Consider the following 18181-nt stretch of genomic DNA (forward strand, 5'->3'; position numbering starts at 1 on the left):
GGTGGTCAACCCCGCTTGTCCGGCCACAGGCCGTTCGGTCTGAAGAGCATGATCGCCAGCAGCGCCACGGCCGTGACCAGCGGACGATAGGTGCCCGCTGCGCGCAGCACTTCCGGCAGCAGGGCCACGAGGATGGCACCCAGGACGACACCGGGAATGCGGCCCATGCCGCCAAGCACCACACCCAGAAGGATCAGAAGCGACTGGTTGAAGGTGAAGCTTTCCGGCGAGATCGCGGTCATCTTCGCGGCGTAGAGGCACCCGGCCACCGACGCGATCACCGCCCCCATCATATAGGCCTGCAGCTTGGCCGACACGCGGTTGATGCCGATACCGGCGGCGGCGTCCTCGTCATAGCGGACATAGAACCACGCACGCCCCATGCGCGACCGCTCGACGCTCAGGCACACGAAGACGGCAAGCAGCGCGAGCGCCAGGAACGCGTAATAGAAATGCTGCACCTGCATCAGCCTGAAGCCCAGGATCTCCGGCCRCTCGATGCCGACAAGGCCGCTGGCGCCGCCGGTGATATCGAGGTTGCGGGCAATGATGCGCACGATCTCGCCGAAGCCCAGCGTGACGATCGCCAGATAGTCGCTGCGCAGCCGCAAGGTCGGCGCGCCGATGATAATGCCGGCCAGGCAGGCAGCCGCCATGGCGACGGGAATGGTGAGCCAGAAATTGAAGCCGAACTCCGAGGTCAGGATTCCGGTCGTGTAGGCGCCGACGGCGAAGAAGGCCGCATAGCCGAGGTCGAGCAGGCCTGCGTAACCGACGACGATGTTGAGGCCGAGGCAGAGCACGACATAAAGCAGCGCCGTGGTTGCCACCTCCGTCACATAGGCATTGGCGAAGTGGGGCAGCGCCAGCGCGCAAGCGAGCGCGGCGAGAGCCCACAGCAAGAACGAGCGCCGCACCAGTGGCGGTTGCGCGGCGGCGGACAGGGTGCTCGCTCCGTCGCTCATCACACCCGCTCCACGACCGAGCGTCCGAGCAGGCCGGTAGGCTTGAAGACCAGGAACAGGATCAGCGCGCCGAACACGAAGACGTCTCGMCATTCCGATCCGACGAAGGGCAAGGATGACCCGTAAGCCTCGAGAAGGCCGAGCAGCAGRCCGCCGAGCATGGCGCCCGGCACGCTGCCGATGCCGCCGATGACGGCCGCAGTGAAGGCCTTGAGCCCCATGATGAAGCCCATGAAGAAATGGACGCTGCCATAATAGGCGCCCGCCATGACGCCGCCGCCGGCGGCGAGCGCCGATCCCATGAAGAAGGTCAGCGCGATCACCCGGTCGACATCGATGCCCATCAGGCGGCTCGCCCCCATGTCGATCGATACGGCGCGCATCGCTTTGCCGTACATGGTGCGCGAGACGAAGGCCTGCATGCCGGCCATCAGCAGGATCGAGGCGGCGACGAGCACGATCTGCGTGTAGGTGATATGCACAGCCGAAACGTCCAGGCCGGCAAAGCCGAGGTCGGTGTTGAAGGCGAAATGCCGCCCGCCGGTCAGCGCCAGCGCGCTGCCGTTCAGCACCATCGAGGCGCCGAGCGCGGTGATCAGGATCGACAGGCGCGGCGCGTTGCGCATCGGCCGGTAGGCGAAGCGCTCGATGACGACGCCGAGCAGGCCTACGGCGAGCATCGAAACCAGCAACGCGCAGACGACGCCAAGCCAGCCATTGCCAACCCACACGCCGACGAAGGAAAACACGATGAGACCGACGAAGGCGCCGCTCATATAGATATCGCCATGAGCGAAATTCAGGAGCTTGATGACGCCGAAGACCATGCTGTAGCCGAGCGCGATCAGGGCGTAGAACGAGCCGACGATGAGGCCGTTCACCAGTTGCTGAATGACAAGGTCGAGCGTCATTGATGCTCCGGTGCAGGTATTGAAAAGTCGTGCCTTGGCGCAGCATCGATAGCCCACCAGTCACATAGCCGCAAAACAGGAATGATGCCGGGGCCGGCAAAGGCCGCCCCGGTATCAGTGTGTTCTGTCGGTTACTCGTCGGCGACCCACTTGCCGCCCTTGGCGATCACCGGGCGGAAGTTCGACGTCTGCAGCGTGTTCTTGTCGGTGAACTTGATTTCGCCGGCCAGACCCTTGAAGTCGCTTGCTTTCAGCGCCTCGATGATCGCCTTCTGATCGGCAGACTTTGCCCGTGCGATCGCGTCGACGATCAGGTCGCCGACATCATGGGAAAGTGCCGCGTAGGCGCCGGCGTCGCGGYCGTAGGCCTCCTTGTACTTGGCCTTGAAATCGGCAGCGCCGGAGAGGAGATCGACGGTTGGCGGGGACAGCAGGAACACGCCCTCGCCGGCCGAGCCTGCGATCTCCAGATATTCGGGCGAATTGTTGCCGTCGCCGAGAACGATGCCACCCTGGAAGCCTGCCTGCCGAAGCTGCTTGGTGAGAAGCGCGCCGCCGGCATGATAGGCGGTCCAGAAGACGGCGTCCGCGCCGCTTGATTTCACCTTGGTGACGACCGCTGAATAGTCCTGCTCGCCGGCGGTGGTTGTTTCCTTGGYGGCGATCTCGCCGCCCGCGTTCTTGAAGGCTTCGGCGGTGAGCTTCGCCAGGTCGGACGAATAGGCATCGCCCTCGTCTATGACGGCGATCTTCTTGTAGCCATTCTTCTTGAAGAGATCGACGGCTGTCGTCGCCTGCATGTCGCCGGTCGAGTTGGCGAGGAAGGCGTTCCCCTGATTGGCGGCGACCAGCTTGGTCGAATTCGCGCCGATGATGACGAATGGAACGCCGGCGTCACCATAGATCTTCAACGTGGGCAACACGGCGCCGGAGCAGTAGCCGCCGACGATTGCCGTCACGCCTTCCGATACCAGCTTGCTGCCGACGGTGACCGCCTGCTGCGGGTCGCAGGCGTCGTCGGCAGTGGTCGTGGTGATCTTGTCGCCATTGACGCCACCCTTGGCATTGGCGGCATCGATCGCCATCTTCACCGCGTTTTCCATGTCCTGCCCTTCGCTGGCCAACTGGCCGGTCATCGGCGCGACGATGCCGATCTTGATCTCGGCAGCGGCGGCGGCTGTGGTCATGGCCAGCCCGGCAAGGGCGGTGGCGCAGGCAAGCCTCTTGAAGGAAACAACCATCATTCTCTCCATTTTCCCCTGTTGGCGCATCCGGGTCGTGGCCGGAATGCATTCTCTTGATTGTCGCCGAGCCGCCCTGGGCGGATCGGCGAGGCTGCGCTCCTCCTTCAGAGGTGGAGCGGCAATGTCTGCAATCGCTGGCCGGCCTGCGATCGAGGCCCCGGCGTCAAGCTCCGCGATTCAATGGCTGCTGGCCGAAGCCTGGGCATAGGCGCCCTGGTAACGGTTCTCCTTGATGCTCTGCATGATGTCGGCTTCGCGCGCTTCCTGCGCCTTGACGGCTGCCAGCAGGGCCACCGCCCCTTCGAGCGGAAACGCAACGACGCCATCCTCGTCGCCCATGACGATATCGCCGGGACCGACGACCATTCCGCCCACCGAGATCGCAACATTGATGGCCCCGGGACCGTCCTTGTAGGGACCGAGATGGATGGCCGATCGCGCGAAGCAGGGAAATGGATTGCGGCCGATGGCGCCAGCATCGCGGATGGCTCCGTCGATGACGATGCCGGCCGCGCCGCGTGAGGCAGCGAGGCTTGTCATGATCTCGCCGACGAGCGCCCGCCCTTCGTAACCGCCGCCATCGACGACAATGACATCGCCCGGCTTTACCAGGTCGAGCGCGCGGTGGATGAACTGGTTATCGCCCGGGCGCGTCCTCACTGTCAGCGCCCGTCCGACCATGATGCCGTCGATCTTGTGGAACGGTCGCAGCCCGACAGCGCCGGGCACGCGGGCGAGATTGTCGCTGATCAACGGCGTGGCAAAGACGCGGAACGCGTCGACCAGTTCACCTTCCCGTTGCCCGCCTGCCATTTCATCCTCCAGCAGTTCAATTTTCTGAATATATTATCCAATCATCATTTGAACACCAAAGTCAACCGACTTGCTGGGGATCGTTCGAAAAAGCCAATTCTCCTGCAATTTCACGCGCGGGAGCCGTTTTTCGACCGGCCATACCGGGCTTGCCATAAGTTCGCGCTTGGCGATAGATTGGATAACATATCCTCATTGGACTCGCAAAAAGGAATCGACCGTGAAGCATGCAGGCAAAGTCGTCATCATCACCGGGGCAGCGCAGGGCCTGGGCCTCGCCTGCGCCGAGCGCTTTCATGCCGACGGCGCCAATGTCGTGCTCGTGGACGTGAAGGCCGACCGCGGCCGCGAGYATGCGCAACGTCTCGGCGAGCGCGCCGTCTGGCTCGAAGCGGACCTTTCCGCATGCACGGCGGACATGGCCGCCAGCATCATCGCCGCGGCCGCCGATGCCTTCGGCGGCGTCGATGTCTTGATCAACAATGCCGGCGTGATCCACCTCGATGATTTCGTCGACTTCCCCGAAGAGGCTTTCGATTGGGTTCAGCGCATCAATCTGAAGGCGCCGTTCCTTCTCGGCCAGGCCGCGGCGCGAGCCATGATCGCTCAGGGGCGCGGCGGCTCGATCATCAACATGTCGTCGATCAATGCGATCCTCGCCATTCCCAATTCCGTCGCCTACGCGGTGTCCAAAGGCGGCATCAAGCAATTGACGGCGGTGATGGCGGTCGGACTCATCCCGCACAACATCCGCGTCAACGCCATCGGACCGGGCACAATCCTGACCGACATGGTCAAGAGCTCGGTGATGGCCAGCGAGGCGCAGCGGCACACCATCCTGTCGCGAACGCCGAGCGGGCGCTGCGGCGAGCCATCGGAGATCGCCAGCGTCGCTTCCTTCCTCGCCAGCGACGATGCCTCCTACATCGTCGGTCAGACCATTTATCCAGATGGCGGCCGCCTGATCCTGAACTACAYGGTGCCGGTGAAGGACTGACCGCTCATGACCATTGGGCCGGCGCCGCGCATCAGCCTTGCGGGATCAGGCGCGCTGCTTCTCGATGGCGCGCAGGCAAGCTTCGACGACGCCGTTCAAGAGTTGGTCTGGGCTGTTGCAGCAGCCGCACGAGGCCTCGACGGCGTGCGTGAGACGGTCCCCGGCATGAACAACCTGCTGGTGCTCTTCGACCCGCTCGTTACGGATGCATCGCGTGTCGGCGAGCAACTGCAATCGCTTTGGGCCGGCACCGATCCGAAAACAGCCACCGGCACCCTGCACCGGATTCCCGTGCATTACGGCGGCTCAAGCGGCGAAGACCTCGCTGGCTGGGCCGCGCATTGCGGGCTGTCGCTGGAAGAGACAGTCAATCGTCACGCGGCCGCGACCTATTCGGTCGCCGCTATCGGGGCCATGCCGGGCTTTCCTTACCTGTCCGGTCTCGACCCGCGGCTCACCTGGCCACGGCGCAAGAACCCCCGCCTGAAAGTGGCCGAAGGCGCCGTCATCATCGGCGGTGCGCAGGCGGGCATCATGCCGATGACCGCCCCGTCGGGATGGCACATCATTGGCCACACCGACGTGAGGCTCTTCGATATCGAGGCGCAATCGCCTGTGCTGCTGAGGCCGGGAGACAAGATCCAATTCGAGATTGCGGGCGTAGAGCAATGATCGAGATCCTGACCACCGGTCTTCCGAACACTGTCCAGGACCTCGGCCGTCCGGGCCATCTGTCGCTCGGGATCAGCCATGGCGGCGCGATGGACAGCCAGGCGCTGGCGATCGCCAATCTCATGCTGGGCAATGACCGATCGGCCGCGGGGCTCGAGATCGCGCTCCATCCCTTCCGGCTCAAGGCACATGTCGACACAGCGCTAGCCATTACGGGAGCCGACTGCCCGATCCGTATCGATGATCGGCGGTGTCCGCCCTGGTGGGCAACCGCCATCCGCGCGGGCGAGACGCTTCTTGTGGAAGCGCCGCGCGCAGGCGCGCGTTCCTACATCGCCTTCGCCGGYGGGCTCGACCTGCCATCCGTCATGGGATCGCGCGCGACGGATGCGAAAGCTGGTTTCGGCGGGTTGGCCGGGCGCGGCCTTGCGCGCGGCGACCGGCTTCGGCTCAACACCGCGATGTGCCCGCTTCCTCCAGCAGGGCTTGGCGTGGCGCTGGAAGAGCGGCAAATCACCGGGAACGCTATCGCCTCTGCAATCGAACTGAGGGTGCTTCCCGCTGCCGAGTTCCACAGCTTCACGGCGCAGGCGCATGCGGCCTTCACCGGAAGTGAATGGGAGATCACCAGCGAAGCCAATCGCATGGGCTATCGTTTGTCCGGAGAAACGCTCTCGCTTGCCTCGCCAAGGGAGCTGCTCTCGCATGGCATCGTCCCCGGTACCGTCCAGGTGCCGCCATCCGGCCAACCGATCATCCAGCTTGCCGACGCCAACACCTGCGGYGGCTACCCGAAAATCGCAACCGTGATCGAGGCCGATCTCTGGCGGCTCGCGCAAGYGCCGGTCGGCGCGCGCTTGCGTTTTTTGYCGGTCTCGATCGAAGCGGCGACCCAAGCACTGCGTACTGCCAGGCAGCAGCTTGACGCATTTGTCGCCGCGCGGAACATCAGCGCCGGTCGCCTCCGACCAGCATGACGGCCGGAACGACGACAAGAACCGCAACGATATCGACTGGCTCAACCCATATCGGCGAGCGAACATGTCAACGGATATCCGACCCTTCACGATCCAGATCGCACAGCCTGAAATCGACGACCTCAAGCGGCGCATTTCAGGCTGGCGAGAGCCGGACCAATTGCAGGAAATCGGCTGGGCTCAAGGGACGGAGCGGGAGGAACTGCGGCGATTCGTTGAGCGCTGGCGCACAGGCTTCGACTGGCGCGAACACGAAGCCGCCTGGAACGCCCTTCCGCACTACCAGACCGATATCGGTGGCCAGACCATTCATTTCATCCATGTCCGTGCCGCGGTCCCAACCGCCAGAACGGTCATTCTCACCCATGGCTGGCCGGGCAGCTTTTGCGAATTCATCAGGCTTTTGCCGCTTCTGTCCGATCCGCTTGCCAATGGCGGAGGACAGGAGGATGCATTCAACGTCGTGATCCCTTCGATCCCCGGATACGGCTTTTCGGGACGGCCGRCCAAGGCCGGCCTTAACCTGTTTGCCGTCGCCGACCTCTGGGCGGAACTGATGGACCGGCTGGGCTATGAGCGCTACCTGGCGCAGGGCGGTGACCTCGGCGCCAGCGTGTCGACCATCCTGGCGCATGCCTATCCCGRCAATCTCGCCGGCGTGCATCTGAATTTCATTCCCGGCTCCTATTCGCCATCGCATGATCCAGGCCCCGGCGGCGATCTCACCACGGAAGAACGCGCCTTCCTGGGAGAGAAAGCCCGGTGGGCGGACCTCCACGGCGCCTACAGCCACATTCAGGGAACACGCCCCCAGACCCTTGCCTACGGGCTCACCGATTCGCCCGTCGGGCTGGCGGCATGGATGATCGAAAAGTTCCGCGACTGGAGCGACTGCGACGGCGATCTGGACAACGCCGCATTCTCCCGCGACGAAGTCCTCGCCAACATCTCGCTCTACTGGTTCACGCGAACCGTCGCCTCGTCCATGCGTCTCTATTGGGAGACCCGCGCGCGGCCGTTGACATTTCCGCCTGGCGCGCGGATCGAGGTTCCGCTCGCGGTAGCGCTGTTTCCGAAGGAATTGCCGATGCCGCCAAGAAGCTGGGTCGAACGGGTTTTTCGCAACGTGCGCCGGTGGACAACCATGCCATGCGGCGGGCATTTTGCAGCCTTCGAGCAACCCGGCCTGCTCGCGCAAGATCTGAGAACCTTCGCGAGCGAGCTGCAATTTTCCTGACCCGCAGGCGCATGCTCTGCGGGCAAATCGCGAAGGCCAGAATGAGCAGCACAACCGCCCTCACCATCGAAGCCCTGCATGAGCGCGTCGAGGCGATCTTCAGCAAGGCCGGGCTCAACCCGGCCCAGGCCGGCGCGATCACGCGCGCCATCGTCGCCGGGGAACGCGACGCCTGCAAATCGCACGGCATCTATCGCATCGAAGGCGCGCTGCGCACGGTCAAGGCCGGAAAGGCCGAGCCGAAGGCGGTGCCCGAATTGCTGCCGCCGGGCGCGCCGGCAATCGTGAAGGTGGACGCCAAAGGCGGCTTCGCCAATCCAGCCTTCGAGCTCGGCCTGCCCGTGCTGGTCGAGCGGGCGCGCGCGACCGGCATCGCGGCATTGGCGATCAACAACGCGGTTCATTTTTCAGCCCTCTGGGTCGAGGTCGAGGCGCTGGCCGACGCCGGTATGGCTGGCCTAGCCATGTGTCCAAGCTACGCGACCGTCGCACCGACGGGTGGTTCAAGACCCTTGCTTGGCACCAATCCCTTCGCCTTCGGCTGGCCGCGCCAGGAGCATCCGCCCTATGTCTTCGACTTTGCCACTTCAGTCGCGGCACGCGGCGAAATCGAGCTGCATCGTCGTGCCGGCAAACAATTGCCGGAAGGCTGGGCGATCGATTCGGACGGCAGGCCGACGACCGACCCCGCAGCAGCGCTCGGCGGCGCCATGCTCTCCTTCGGCGGGCACAAGGGCTCGGCCATCGGCACCATGATCGAGCTGCTCGCCGGCGCCATGCTCGGCGACCTGACGAGCCGCGAGGCCCTCGATCTGCTCGGCACCACGACGCTCTATCCGAAGCATGGCGAGCTGGTCATCGCCCTGTCGCCGGAAGCTTTCGCCGCCGGTCGCCCTGGAAGTCCTTTCTCCCGGGCAGAAGCGTTGTTCGAGGCGATCCTCGGCCAGGGCGCGCGCCTGCCTTCGCAGAGGCGGTTCCTCGCCCGCGAGAAGTCGAGACGGGACGGCATCAGCCTCACGCCCCAGGAGATGGAACAGCTCGACCGCTTCCTCGAACAGGGACTCGACGCCGTCTGAACGCCCGGCGCGGGCGCTGTGAGCCGTGAGCGGCCGGCCCTCAGGCGAACGCCTTGACCCTTACACCGCTCTGTTCCAGCCCGGCGCGCACGCGGGCGGCGATGGCGACCGCCGCCGGCGTGTCGCTGTGAACGCAGATCGAGTCGATCGGCGTCTTCAGCAATTGTCCGGAAATCGTCTCGATCGCGCCCTGCCTGACCATGCGCACGACCCGCTCCGCCGCCGCTGCGGCGTCGTGGATGACAGCGCCCTCCAGCTTGCGCGAGACCAGGAACCCCTCTTGCGTATAGGCGCGATCGGCGAAAATCTCCGACTTGACGGTCAGGCCTGCCTCGCGTGCGATCCTGTCCTGGAAGCCGAGCGCAATCGCCAGGCAGATCAGGCTGGGGTCGACGGCCTTGACGGCGCGTGTGACGGCTTCGGCGACGCCGCGATCGGTCTGGGTGAGGTTGCCCAGCGCGCCATGCGCCTTCACGTAGCGGATCGGGTGTCCGGCATAGGCGGAAAGCGCCTGCGCTGCGCCGATCTGGTATGCGACCAGCCTTTCGATCTCGTCCGCCGAATGCGGAATGGTGCGGCGTCCGAACCCCCACAGATCGGCGAAGCTTGGATGCGCGCCGACGGCGACGCCCTTGGCCCGCGCCATGGAAAAGGTCGCCGCCATGATCTCCGGGTCGCCGGCGTGGAAACCGCAGGCGACATTGGCCGAGCTCACGATATCGAGGATCGCCGCGTCGTCGCCCAGCCTGTAGGCGCCGAAGCCTTCGCCCATGTCCGAATTGATATCGACTTCAAGCCCGCTGCCCGTCATGGCGACTTCCCCAGAATTCATGTCACAGCAACTCGTAGAGCGGTGTGCCGTAGCCGACGACCGCGCCATCCTCGGCCAAGGCAACCCCCAGCTCGCCGTCTGCCGGCGCAACCACGCCCTTGAGGCATGAGCCGATCTGCAGGACGCCGACAGTCTCGCCCTTCCGGACCCGCTGCCCGCGTTCGACGACCGGATGGCCGGTCGTCGGATGAACGAGACGGAACACGCCGACGCCGGGCGCGCGAACCGTCTTCAGAACCTCGGCCCGCGGTGCTTCGCTCGCCGCCGCGCGCGGCGCAGGACCGACCGGCTGGATACGCAGGCAAAGCGAAAAGCCGGCCTCCGCCAGCTCGATCTCGCCGACACCCGCGGCCGCGCACCATGCGGCAAGCCTCTCGATCTCCTCGGCCGTCATCGCTGTGCTCGTCCGTCGAGCAGGCCGCCTTCAATCAGGCGTTCCAGGTGGTGGATGTCGAAACCTCCGGCCGCGAAACCTGGCTCCTCCATCAACACGCCGTGCAGCGGCGCGTTGGTGGCGATGCCGACCGCCTCCATCTCGGCCAGCGCGCCCTTCATCCTGCGGATCGCATCGGCCCGGGTGGCGCCGTGCGCGAGCAGCTTGGCGACCAGGGAATCGTAGTGCGGCGGCACGGTGTAGCCGGAGTAGAGATGCGACTCGACGCGGATCCCCGGGCCGCCTGGCGGCGTCCAGCGCTCGACCCGTCCCGGATGCGGCCGAAAGCTGTAGGGGTCCTCGGCGTTGATGYGGCATTCGACGGCGTGGCCCTCGATGCGTATGTCTTCCTGCTTGAAGGACAGAGGCTTGCCCTGGGCGATCCGGATCTGCTCGCGAACGATGTCGATGCCGGTGATGAGCTCGGTGACCGGATGCTCCACCTGCACGCGGGTATTCATCTCGATGAAATAAAAACGCCCGTCCTCATAGAGGAACTCGAACGTACCCGCCCCCGTGTAGCCGATCTCGACACAGGCGCGGGCGCAAAGATCGCCGATCCCGGCGATCGCCGCGCGAGCGATGCCGGGCGCCGGCGCTTCCTCGATGATCTTCTGGTGGCGACGCTGCATGGAGCAGTCCCGCTCACCGAGCCAGACAGCCGCGCCATGCCGGTCGGCCAGGATCTGGATCTCGACATGGCGCGGATGCTCGAGGAATTTTTCCAGATAGACTTGCGGGTTGCCGAAGGCTCGTCCGGCCTCCTCTCGTGCCAATGCCACGGCTTCCATCAACGCGCGTTCCTCGCGCACGATGCACATGCCGCGCCCGCCGCCGCCGCCGGCCGCCTTGACGATGACCGGATAACCGACGGCTTGGGCGATGGCCCGCACCGCTTGCTCGTCCTGCGGCAGCGCGCCTTCCGAACCCGGAACGCAGGGCACGCCGGCAGCCATCATTGCCCGCTTGGCCGCAACCTTGTCGCCCATGGTGCGGATCRCCGCCGCGGACGGCCCGATGAAGACAAGGCCGGCATCCTCCACCGCCTCGGCGAAGGCGGCGTTCTCCGACAGGAAGCCRTAGCCGGGATGGATCGCGCCTGCGCCGGTGAGCTGCGCCGCGGTGATGATCTCGGCGACGTTGAGATAGCTGTCGGCCGAGGCCGCCGGCCCGATGCAGATCGCCTTGTCCGCCAGCCCGACATGGCGAAGGCTCGCGTCGGCTTCCGAATAGGCCGCCACCGTCTGAAGGCCGAGATCGCGGCAGGCGCGCAGAATGCGCAGCGCGATCTCACCGCGATTGGCGATAAGGACGGTATCGAACATGGCGCTCAATCCGCCTCGTCCAGGACGAACAGCACGTCGCCGGACTGCACCGCGGCATGGTCCTCGAACGCGACCTCGACAATCCTGCCGGCGCGATCGGCCTCCACGACGTTGAATGTCTTCATGGCTTCGARGACGCCGATCTTCTGCCCCTCCTCGACCAGATCRCCTACCGAGACGAGCGGTGGCTCGCCCTCGCCGGCGGAGCGATAGAACACACCCGTCAGCGGCGCGCGGATCGAATGCCGCGGAATGGTCGCGACGGTGGGGCTTGAACCCGAAGCGGCGGACGCGTCGGAAGCCGAAACGGGCTGCGTAGGCGATTGGGTCTGGAATGCGGGCGACAACACCTGCCTGGCAATGCGGATGCGAATCCCGTCGCGCTCGATCTGCAGCTCGCCAATCGGTGAGCGCGAGACAAGGTCGATAAGTTCGCGGACGAGGTTCAGGTCCATCGCGGCTCTACCGCAGCGCTTCGGCCGCCTCGGCGATGCGGCCGATCGCCTTCTCGATCAGGTCCATCGACGTGGCTATGGAGATGCGGAAATGCGGCGACAGGCCGTAGGCCGAGCCCTGCACCACCGCCACCCGCGCGTGATCGAGCAGGTAGAGCGAAAGATCGTCGTCGCTGCCGACAACGGAACCGTCCGGACGCCGGCGGCCGATCAGGGCCGAGCAGTCGGGATAGAGGTAAAAGGCTCCTTCAGGCGTCCGGCAGGAAAGGCCGGGGATTGCCCGCAGCAGCTCCAATGCGCGATCGCGCCGGACCTGGAACTCGAGCGCGCGCGGCGCCAAGAAATCCTGCGGGCCGTCCAGCGCGGCTATGGTCGCGGCCTGCGAGATGGACGACGCGTTCGACGTGCTCTGGCTCTRCACCGTCGCCATGGCGCGGATCAGCGGTTCCGGCCCGCCGRCATAGCCGATCCGCCAGCCTGTCATGGCATAGGCTTTCGAGACGCCGTTGAYCGTCAGCGTACGCTCCTTCAACCGCGGCTCGACACTGGCGATCGTGTGGAAGGCGCGCCCATCGAACAGGATGTGCTCGTAGATGTCATCGGTCAGCACATGGACATGCGGATGGTCGAGCARCACTGCCGCCAAGGCGGCAAGTTCGTCACGGCCATAGACTGCGCCCGTCGGGTTGGACGGGGTGTTCATGAGCAGCCATTTCGTGCGCCCGGTGATGGCGGCCCGTAAGGCAGACGGCGTGAGCTTGAAGCCAAGCTCCTCGCCGCAGGGAACAACCACGGGCTTGCCTTCCCCCAGAAGCACGATGTCGGTGTAGGAAACCCAATAGGGCGCGGGAACGATCACCTCGTCGCCCGGCGCCAGCGTTGCCAGCAGGGCGTTGTAGATGATCTGCTTTGCACCGCCGGCGACAGTGATTTCCGGCAGCCTGTAGTCGAGGCCGTTCTCGCGCCTGAACTTGTCGGCCACCGCTTTCTTCAGCGCCACCGTGCCGTCCACCGCCGTATAGCGGGTCTCTCCCCGGCGCATCGCCGCATAGGCCGCCTCGACGACATGCGCCGGCGTCGGGAAATCCGGCTCGCCGGCGCTCAGGCTGATGACGTCGATGCCGGCCGCGCGCATCTCGATCGCGCGGGCCGTGACCGCCATGCTCGGACTTGGCTTGATGACGTCGAGACGGGGCGCGATGAAACCCACTGAACACTCCTGGGACGGCTGCGCGGCCCGGCCGGCGCGGATGCGTAAAATTGGATAATGTATTCTGATTTTCGCGTCAAACCCCTTTTTCTCGTCATTAGCCTAGGTTATGAGTGTCCTTGAAGGGCTTGGCAGCGGGCAAAAGTATCCAATCTTTGCCGCAACCAAGACATTTGAGACAAGGGGAACGCGACCGGAATGAGCGCAAACTACGATGTGGTGATCGTCGGCGGAGGCGTCGTCGGCAGCTCGATTGCCTATTTCCTCTCCGCCAATCCGGATTTCGATGGTAGCATCGCCGTTATCGAGCGGGACCCCTACTACACCGCCTCTTCCTCTTCGCTGTCGACCAGCGCCATACGCCAGCAGTTCGGCACCCCGCCGAACATCGCCATGTCGAAATTCAGCCTCGACTTTCTGCGCGAGGTAGGCACCCGGCTTGCGGTCGGGGCTGAGCCCGCGGACATCGGACTGCACGAACCTGGCTATCTTGTGCTGGCGACGCCGGAGCGGGCCGAGGCGCAGCGCGCCAAGAACCGCGTTCAGCGCGACATGGGTGTCGATATCGAGCTGGTCGAGCAGGCCGATCTGGCGCGACGCTTCCCTTGGCTCAACACGCAGGACCTGGCGCTCGGCTCATTCGGCCGCGGCTGCGAAGGCTGGTTCGACGGACCTGGCCTGATGCAGGCTTTCCGCCGCAAGGCGCGCGCCCAGAAGGTCGACTATCGTGCCGCGACCGTGACCGGACTGACCATGGCTAACCGAAAGAGGGTCGGCGAAGTGGTACTGGACAATGGCGAACGTATTTCCGCCGGCATGGTGATCAACGCGGCCGGTCCGTGGAGCGCGGGCATTGCGCGGATGGCCGGCACGCATCTCCCAGTCGTGCCCAGCAAGCGATGCGTCTTCGTCTTCGAAAGCCCGGCGCGGATCGACAATTGTCCTTTCGTCTTCGATACAAGCGGCTTCTGGCTGCGGCCGGAGGGGCAACTCTTCCTCTGCGGCATTCCACCGGTGCGCGAGAACGATCCGGACGATTTTGGCCTCGATGTGGACTACGACCTGTTCGACGAGCTGATCTGGCCTGCCCTGGCGCACCGCGTGCCCGGCTTCGAACAATTGCGCATGCTGCGTGCCTGGGCAGGCCTCTACGAGTACAACACCTTCGACCACAGCGGCATCATCGGGCCCCATCCGGAAATCTCGAACTTCGTGCTGGCCACCGGGTTCAGCGGTCACGGCATGATGCACGCCGCGGCGACCGGTTCCGGCGTGAGCGACCTCATTGCCTATGGCGAATACCGTTCCATCGATCTCTCGGCCTTCCGCTACGAGCGTATCGCCAACAACCAGCCGATCGAGGAACATGTCTACTGAAGCGGAAGCAAGGCATTGGCGTCGGAGTGACAACAACCTGTGAGCGGTGCTATGCGTCCGTTTCTTCAATCAAAATGGCGCCGTACGCTAAATAAAGGCGCCGTCGCCCTAGGCTGATCCATGCTCGTACAGAAGAAAACCATATCGGCCCAGGTCGCCGACGCCATCAGGCAGAAGATCCTGATCGGTGAATACGAGGCGAATGCCCAGCTGCGGCAGGAGCATCTGGCGACCGAGTTCGGCGTCAGCCGGATACCCGTGCGCGAGGCGCTGCATCAGCTTCATTCGGAAGGCTTCGTCACGCTCGTCTCCCACAAGGGCGCCGTGGTTTCCTCGATCTCGCTCGACGAAATCCTCGAGCTTTATGAATTGCGCGCCCGGATCGAGACCTGGCTGCTTGCCCTTGCCATCCCGAGGATGACCGACGACGACCTCGCACTTGCCAAGGAACGAGCCAGGCAGCATCAGGAACAAGGCGCGACCGGCGAATACTCCAACCAGCTGAACTGGAACTTCCATGCCGCCCTCTACGCCCCGTCCGGCCGCAAGGCGACGATCGAGCTGGTGGGACGCATCTACCAGCAATTGGAACGCTACACCCGCATGATGGTCTCGCTCACCGAAATTCAGGTGAAGTCCGATCGAGACCACTGGCAGCTTATCGAGCTGTGCGAGGCGAAGGATACGCTGCGCGCCGTCAGCCTGCTGGAAATGCACATCATCACCAGCGGCAAATTCCTGGTCGACAGGCTTCAGGAATTGCGCGGCGACTGACGCAATTCCAGCGGTTTTCCGTCCAGAATTGCGCCGAAGCAAAAGATTGAGCGGCCRCATCAGCGTGTCGCGCCATTTCACGTCCTCAGTGAGATCATTTGCCCGGTAAATTCGTCGCCCGGGTCAAAAGGATCACGCCCGCCTTGTCGGCCGTGTCGTAATAGGTGAAGCCGGTGCGATTTTCCCGGCGCCCGCGCATCAGCACGGAGAGGCCGTTGCGCTCGGCCTCCGCTTCGGCTGCATCCGCGTCGCGGACTTCAAAGCCGATGTGGAAGACACCCTCGCCTTTCGTGTCCRGGTGGATGCGCTGCGGCGTAGGATCGTGGCTCGGTTGGCAGAGCTGCAACTGAACGTTCGGCAAATTGCAGATCCGATATTGCATCGCCATGAAGCCTTTAGGGCTCGGGACCTGCAGCTCCTCATATTCGGCCAGCGGCGGGTAGGCTTCCCACGGGCCGATACCGATGGAGTCGTAATAGGCCTGCGCCTTATCGATATCATGCACGACGATGCAGATGTGATGCAGCTTGTCGAAATTACCCATTACCTCGTTTYCCAATTCCCTACTCCTTGACCGGGACGGTGTAGTTGAGCACGCGGCGCCCGCCATCCGGGTAGATGGTCTCGCCGGTGATGTAGGACGCATCGTCGCTGGCGAGAAACGCCACGACCGAGGCGATCTCCGCCGCGGTGCCCAGCCGCCCGAGCGGCGTACGCGAAAGGATCGCGCGGCGCATTTCCTCGGAATCGATGAAGGTACCATCCATCACCATCTCCGTGGCGATCGTRCCCGGACCGACACCGACCACGCGGATGCCATAGGGCGCGAAGGCGACGGCGGCGGTGCCGGTCACCTGATTCATCCCGCCCTTCGAGATCGCATAGGTCGCGACCCGGGGATTGGCGAGCCCGGAATTGATCGAGGACATGTTTATGATCACGCCGCCCTGCCCTTGCGCGATCATCTGGCGTGCGGCCGCCTGCGTGCCCATGAACGCACCCTTCAAATTGACGGCGAGGACCCGGTCGTAATCGGCCTCGCTGATGTCGAGAAAGTCCTGGACCGGAGCGATGCCGGCATTGTTGACCATGACGTCGACACGGCCGAACCTCGTGACCGCCGCCGCGACCAGCGCGTCGACCTGCTCCTTCCTGCTGACATCCGTGACCACCGCTGCGACGCTCGCYGGGGAGCCGATTTCGGCAGCRCATTTCTCGAGCTCTTGAGCGTCGATATCGCCGAGCACGACYTTCGCGCCTTCAGCCAGGAAGCRCTCGGCGCATGCGCGCCCGATGCCGCGTGCCGCTCCGGTGACGATCGCTACCTTGCCTGCTTGTCTCATATGCGGTTCCCTCGTCATTCTGAACGGGCCATTGCCTTCGGACCCTTGTCTATCTTAGCGGATCACGAAGGGATTGGCGGTCTTGCCTGCCATATCTATCCACACCGTCTTGGTCTGCAGATAGGCGCCGATCGCCTCCTGCCCGCTCTCGCGGCCGATACCGCTTCTCTTGTAGCCGCCGAAGGGCGCCATATAGGAGACCGCGCGGTATGAATTGATCCAGACCATGCCCGCCTCCATCGCCGCCGCGCCGCGCAGCGCCCTGCCCATGTCGCTCGTCCACAGTCCCGCCGCCAGCCCGTAGGGGCTGTCATTGGCAATGGCGAAGGCCTCTTCCTCGTCATCGAAAGGAATGACCGACAGGATCGGCCCGAACACTTCTTCACGCGCGATGCGCATCGCGTTGTTCACGCCRGTAAAGATGGTGGGCTCGACGAACCACCCCTCCGCCAGCTTGTCCGACGCAGGCTTGCCGCCGCCCAGCACGCACAAGGCGCCCTCGCGCTTGGCGATTCCGAGGTAGGAGAGCACCTTCTCACGCTGGGACTGCGTGGTGATGGGTCCGACCTGCGTTTCCGGCAGCGCCGGGTTGCCCATTCGGGCGCTGGCGGCAAGCTTGATCACCTCGGCCACGAACCGGTCATGTATCTTGCGCTGGACGAGCAGCCGCGAGCCGGCGATGCAGGTCTGGCCGCTGGCCGCGAAAATGCCGGAGATCGCGCCGTTGACGGCGCTTTCCAGATTGGCGTCGTCGAAGACGATGTTGGCCGACTTGCCGCCGAGCTCGAGCGTGACCGTCTTCAACCCCTCGGCGGCCGCGCGGTAGACGGCAAGCCCGCCCGGCTCGCMGCCCGTGAAGGCGATTTTGGCGACGTCGGGATGGGAGACGAGCGGCACGCCGACATCCTGCGGCATGCCGGTGACGGTGTTGACGACGCCCGGCGGAAAGCCCGCTTGCGCGAACAGCTTGACGAATTCCAGCGTCGAGGCCGAGGCGTGTTCCGACGGCTTGATGACGACGGTGTTGCCGGCCGCCAGCAGCGGCGCAAGCTTCCAGGTGAGCAGCAGCAGCGGCGAGTTCCAGGGCACGATCGCGGCGATGACGCCGAGCGGCTCGTGGCGGGTGAAGGCGAACATGCCGGCCTTGTCGATCGGCAGCACCGCTCCTTCGATCTTGTCGGCGAGGCCGCCGAAATAGCGGTACCATTCGGGGATGTAACGCAGCTGCGCCGTCATCTCGGTGATCAGCTTGCCGTTGTCGCGCGTCTCGATCGCGGCGATGCGCTCGGCATTCTCGGCAATCAGTTCGGCGAGCCGCACCAGGAGCTTGCCGCGCGCGGTCGGCGTGATGCCTGCCCAGTCCTTCGAGCGGAAAGCCGCCTTGGCGGACGCCACGGCCGCGTCCACTTCGGCCTTGCCGCCGCGCGGAATCAACGCCCACGGCTTGCCGGTGAAGGGGTCATAGCTCTCGAACGTGTCGGCGCTCGATTGCAGCCGACCACCGACCGTGTTCTGGAAGCTGACCAGCGGCATGTCGGCC

General features: G+C 64.7%; 19 protein-coding genes. 7 read left to right on the forward strand and 12 right to left on the reverse strand.

Annotation, left to right across the window (positions count from 1 at the left end; genetic code table 11):
* Nucleotides 1-5 precede the first annotated feature (5 nt).
* The 4 genes from LCM4576_RS02870 to LCM4576_RS02885 all read right to left on the reverse strand — a co-directional run bounded on the left by LCM4576_RS02870 (nucleotide 6) and on the right by LCM4576_RS02885 (nucleotide 3933).
* Nucleotides 6-965: a branched-chain amino acid ABC transporter permease gene (locus tag LCM4576_RS02870; protein ID WP_116397865.1), complete on the reverse strand. Its 960-nt coding sequence runs from the start codon at nucleotides 963-965 to the stop codon at nucleotides 6-8.
* Nucleotides 965-1876 (reverse strand): branched-chain amino acid ABC transporter permease, encoded by a 912-nt coding sequence (locus LCM4576_RS02875; protein ID WP_071030426.1) that lies wholly within the window; start codon nucleotides 1874-1876, stop codon nucleotides 965-967. Before LCM4576_RS02875 ends, LCM4576_RS02870 begins: the two co-directional genes overlap by 1 nt.
* A 131-nt stretch (nucleotides 1877-2007) precedes the next feature.
* Entirely contained in the window at nucleotides 2008-3117 is a 1110-nt protein-coding gene (locus LCM4576_RS02880) for a branched-chain amino acid ABC transporter substrate-binding protein (protein WP_083361290.1), read from the reverse strand.
* Between the two features lie 180 nt (nucleotides 3118-3297).
* Complete coding sequence (locus LCM4576_RS02885) at nucleotides 3298-3933, reverse strand: RraA family protein (RefSeq protein WP_041006231.1); 636 nt, start codon at nucleotides 3931-3933, stop codon at nucleotides 3298-3300.
* 220 nt (nucleotides 3934-4153) lie between these two features.
* Between LCM4576_RS02885 and LCM4576_RS02890 the strand changes: the two genes are divergently transcribed.
* The 5 genes from LCM4576_RS02890 to LCM4576_RS02910 are packed head-to-tail and all read left to right on the forward strand — an operon-like array spanning nucleotide 4154 to nucleotide 8892.
* On the forward strand, nucleotides 4154-4930 hold the full coding sequence (locus LCM4576_RS02890; RefSeq protein ID WP_071030429.1) for an SDR family NAD(P)-dependent oxidoreductase: 777 nt from the start codon (nucleotides 4154-4156) through the stop codon (nucleotides 4928-4930).
* A gap of 6 nt (nucleotides 4931-4936) precedes the next feature.
* Nucleotides 4937-5602 (forward strand): 5-oxoprolinase subunit PxpB, encoded by a 666-nt coding sequence (pxpB, locus tag LCM4576_RS02895; protein ID WP_071030431.1) that lies wholly within the window; start codon nucleotides 4937-4939, stop codon nucleotides 5600-5602.
* Nucleotides 5599-6579, forward strand: a complete 981-nt coding sequence (locus LCM4576_RS02900; RefSeq protein ID WP_071030433.1) for a biotin-dependent carboxyltransferase family protein — start codon at nucleotides 5599-5601, stop codon at nucleotides 6577-6579. Before pxpB ends, LCM4576_RS02900 begins: the two co-directional genes overlap by 4 nt.
* Nucleotides 6533-7816, forward strand: a complete 1284-nt coding sequence (locus tag LCM4576_RS02905) for an epoxide hydrolase family protein (RefSeq protein ID WP_244510586.1) — start codon at nucleotides 6533-6535, stop codon at nucleotides 7814-7816. Before LCM4576_RS02900 ends, LCM4576_RS02905 begins: the two co-directional genes overlap by 47 nt.
* Nucleotides 7817-7857: 41 nt before the next feature.
* Nucleotides 7858-8892: an Ldh family oxidoreductase gene (locus tag LCM4576_RS02910; RefSeq protein ID WP_071030569.1), complete on the forward strand. Its 1035-nt coding sequence runs from the start codon at nucleotides 7858-7860 to the stop codon at nucleotides 8890-8892.
* 40 nt (nucleotides 8893-8932) lie between these two features.
* Here the strand turns inward: LCM4576_RS02910 and LCM4576_RS02915 are convergent, their stop codons facing one another.
* From LCM4576_RS02915 to LCM4576_RS02935, 5 genes are read right to left on the reverse strand one after another with little or no spacing between them, the layout of a single operon-like run.
* Nucleotides 8933-9703 carry a LamB/YcsF family protein gene (locus LCM4576_RS02915; RefSeq protein ID WP_040983753.1) on the reverse strand — a complete coding sequence of 257 codons (771 nt, stop codon included), beginning with the start codon at nucleotides 9701-9703 and terminating at the stop codon, nucleotides 8933-8935.
* Between the two features lie 22 nt (nucleotides 9704-9725).
* A complete protein-coding gene (locus LCM4576_RS02920) occupies nucleotides 9726-10118 on the reverse strand; it encodes a biotin attachment protein (RefSeq protein ID WP_071030436.1) in 393 nt (130 codons plus the stop codon).
* The gene (gene accC, locus LCM4576_RS02925; protein WP_071030437.1) at nucleotides 10115-11482 is read right to left on the reverse strand and encodes an acetyl-CoA carboxylase biotin carboxylase subunit; all 1368 of its coding nucleotides are present in this window, start codon (nucleotides 11480-11482) and stop codon (nucleotides 10115-10117) included. Before accC ends, LCM4576_RS02920 begins: the two co-directional genes overlap by 4 nt.
* Before the next feature lie 5 nt (nucleotides 11483-11487).
* Nucleotides 11488-11937, reverse strand: coding sequence for a biotin/lipoyl-containing protein (locus tag LCM4576_RS02930; protein WP_071030439.1), 450 nt, complete (start codon nucleotides 11935-11937; stop codon nucleotides 11488-11490).
* A gap of 7 nt (nucleotides 11938-11944) precedes the next feature.
* Nucleotides 11945-13099, reverse strand: a complete 1155-nt coding sequence (locus LCM4576_RS02935; RefSeq protein ID WP_407067357.1) for a pyridoxal phosphate-dependent aminotransferase — start codon at nucleotides 13097-13099, stop codon at nucleotides 11945-11947.
* Nucleotides 13100-13345: 246 nt separating this feature from the next.
* On the opposite strand from LCM4576_RS02935, the gene LCM4576_RS02940 reads away from it, so the two are divergent.
* Both LCM4576_RS02940 and LCM4576_RS02945 read left to right on the forward strand, forming a co-directional pair.
* A complete protein-coding gene (locus LCM4576_RS02940; protein ID WP_071030443.1) occupies nucleotides 13346-14524 on the forward strand; it encodes an FAD-binding oxidoreductase in 1179 nt (392 codons plus the stop codon).
* 120 nt (nucleotides 14525-14644) lie between these two features.
* Nucleotides 14645-15298, forward strand: a complete 654-nt coding sequence (locus tag LCM4576_RS02945; protein ID WP_040983741.1) for a GntR family transcriptional regulator — start codon at nucleotides 14645-14647, stop codon at nucleotides 15296-15298.
* Between the two features lie 94 nt (nucleotides 15299-15392).
* Here the strand turns inward: LCM4576_RS02945 and LCM4576_RS02950 are convergent, their stop codons facing one another.
* The 3 genes from LCM4576_RS02950 to LCM4576_RS02960 are packed head-to-tail and all read right to left on the reverse strand — an operon-like array spanning nucleotide 15393 to nucleotide 18174.
* On the reverse strand, nucleotides 15393-15842 hold the full coding sequence (locus LCM4576_RS02950; RefSeq protein ID WP_071030445.1) for a VOC family protein: 450 nt from the start codon (nucleotides 15840-15842) through the stop codon (nucleotides 15393-15395).
* A 19-nt stretch (nucleotides 15843-15861) separates the two neighbouring features.
* The gene (locus LCM4576_RS02955; RefSeq protein ID WP_071030447.1) at nucleotides 15862-16641 is read right to left on the reverse strand and encodes an SDR family NAD(P)-dependent oxidoreductase; all 780 of its coding nucleotides are present in this window, start codon (nucleotides 16639-16641) and stop codon (nucleotides 15862-15864) included.
* A 54-nt stretch (nucleotides 16642-16695) separates the two neighbouring features.
* Nucleotides 16696-18174: an aldehyde dehydrogenase gene (locus tag LCM4576_RS02960; protein WP_071030570.1), complete on the reverse strand. Its 1479-nt coding sequence runs from the start codon at nucleotides 18172-18174 to the stop codon at nucleotides 16696-16698.
* Nucleotides 18175-18181 lie beyond the last annotated feature (7 nt).

It is taken from the genome of Mesorhizobium sp. LCM 4576, assembly GCF_001854815.1.
GTDB classification, from domain to species: Bacteria; Pseudomonadota; Alphaproteobacteria; order Rhizobiales; family Rhizobiaceae; genus Mesorhizobium; species Mesorhizobium plurifarium.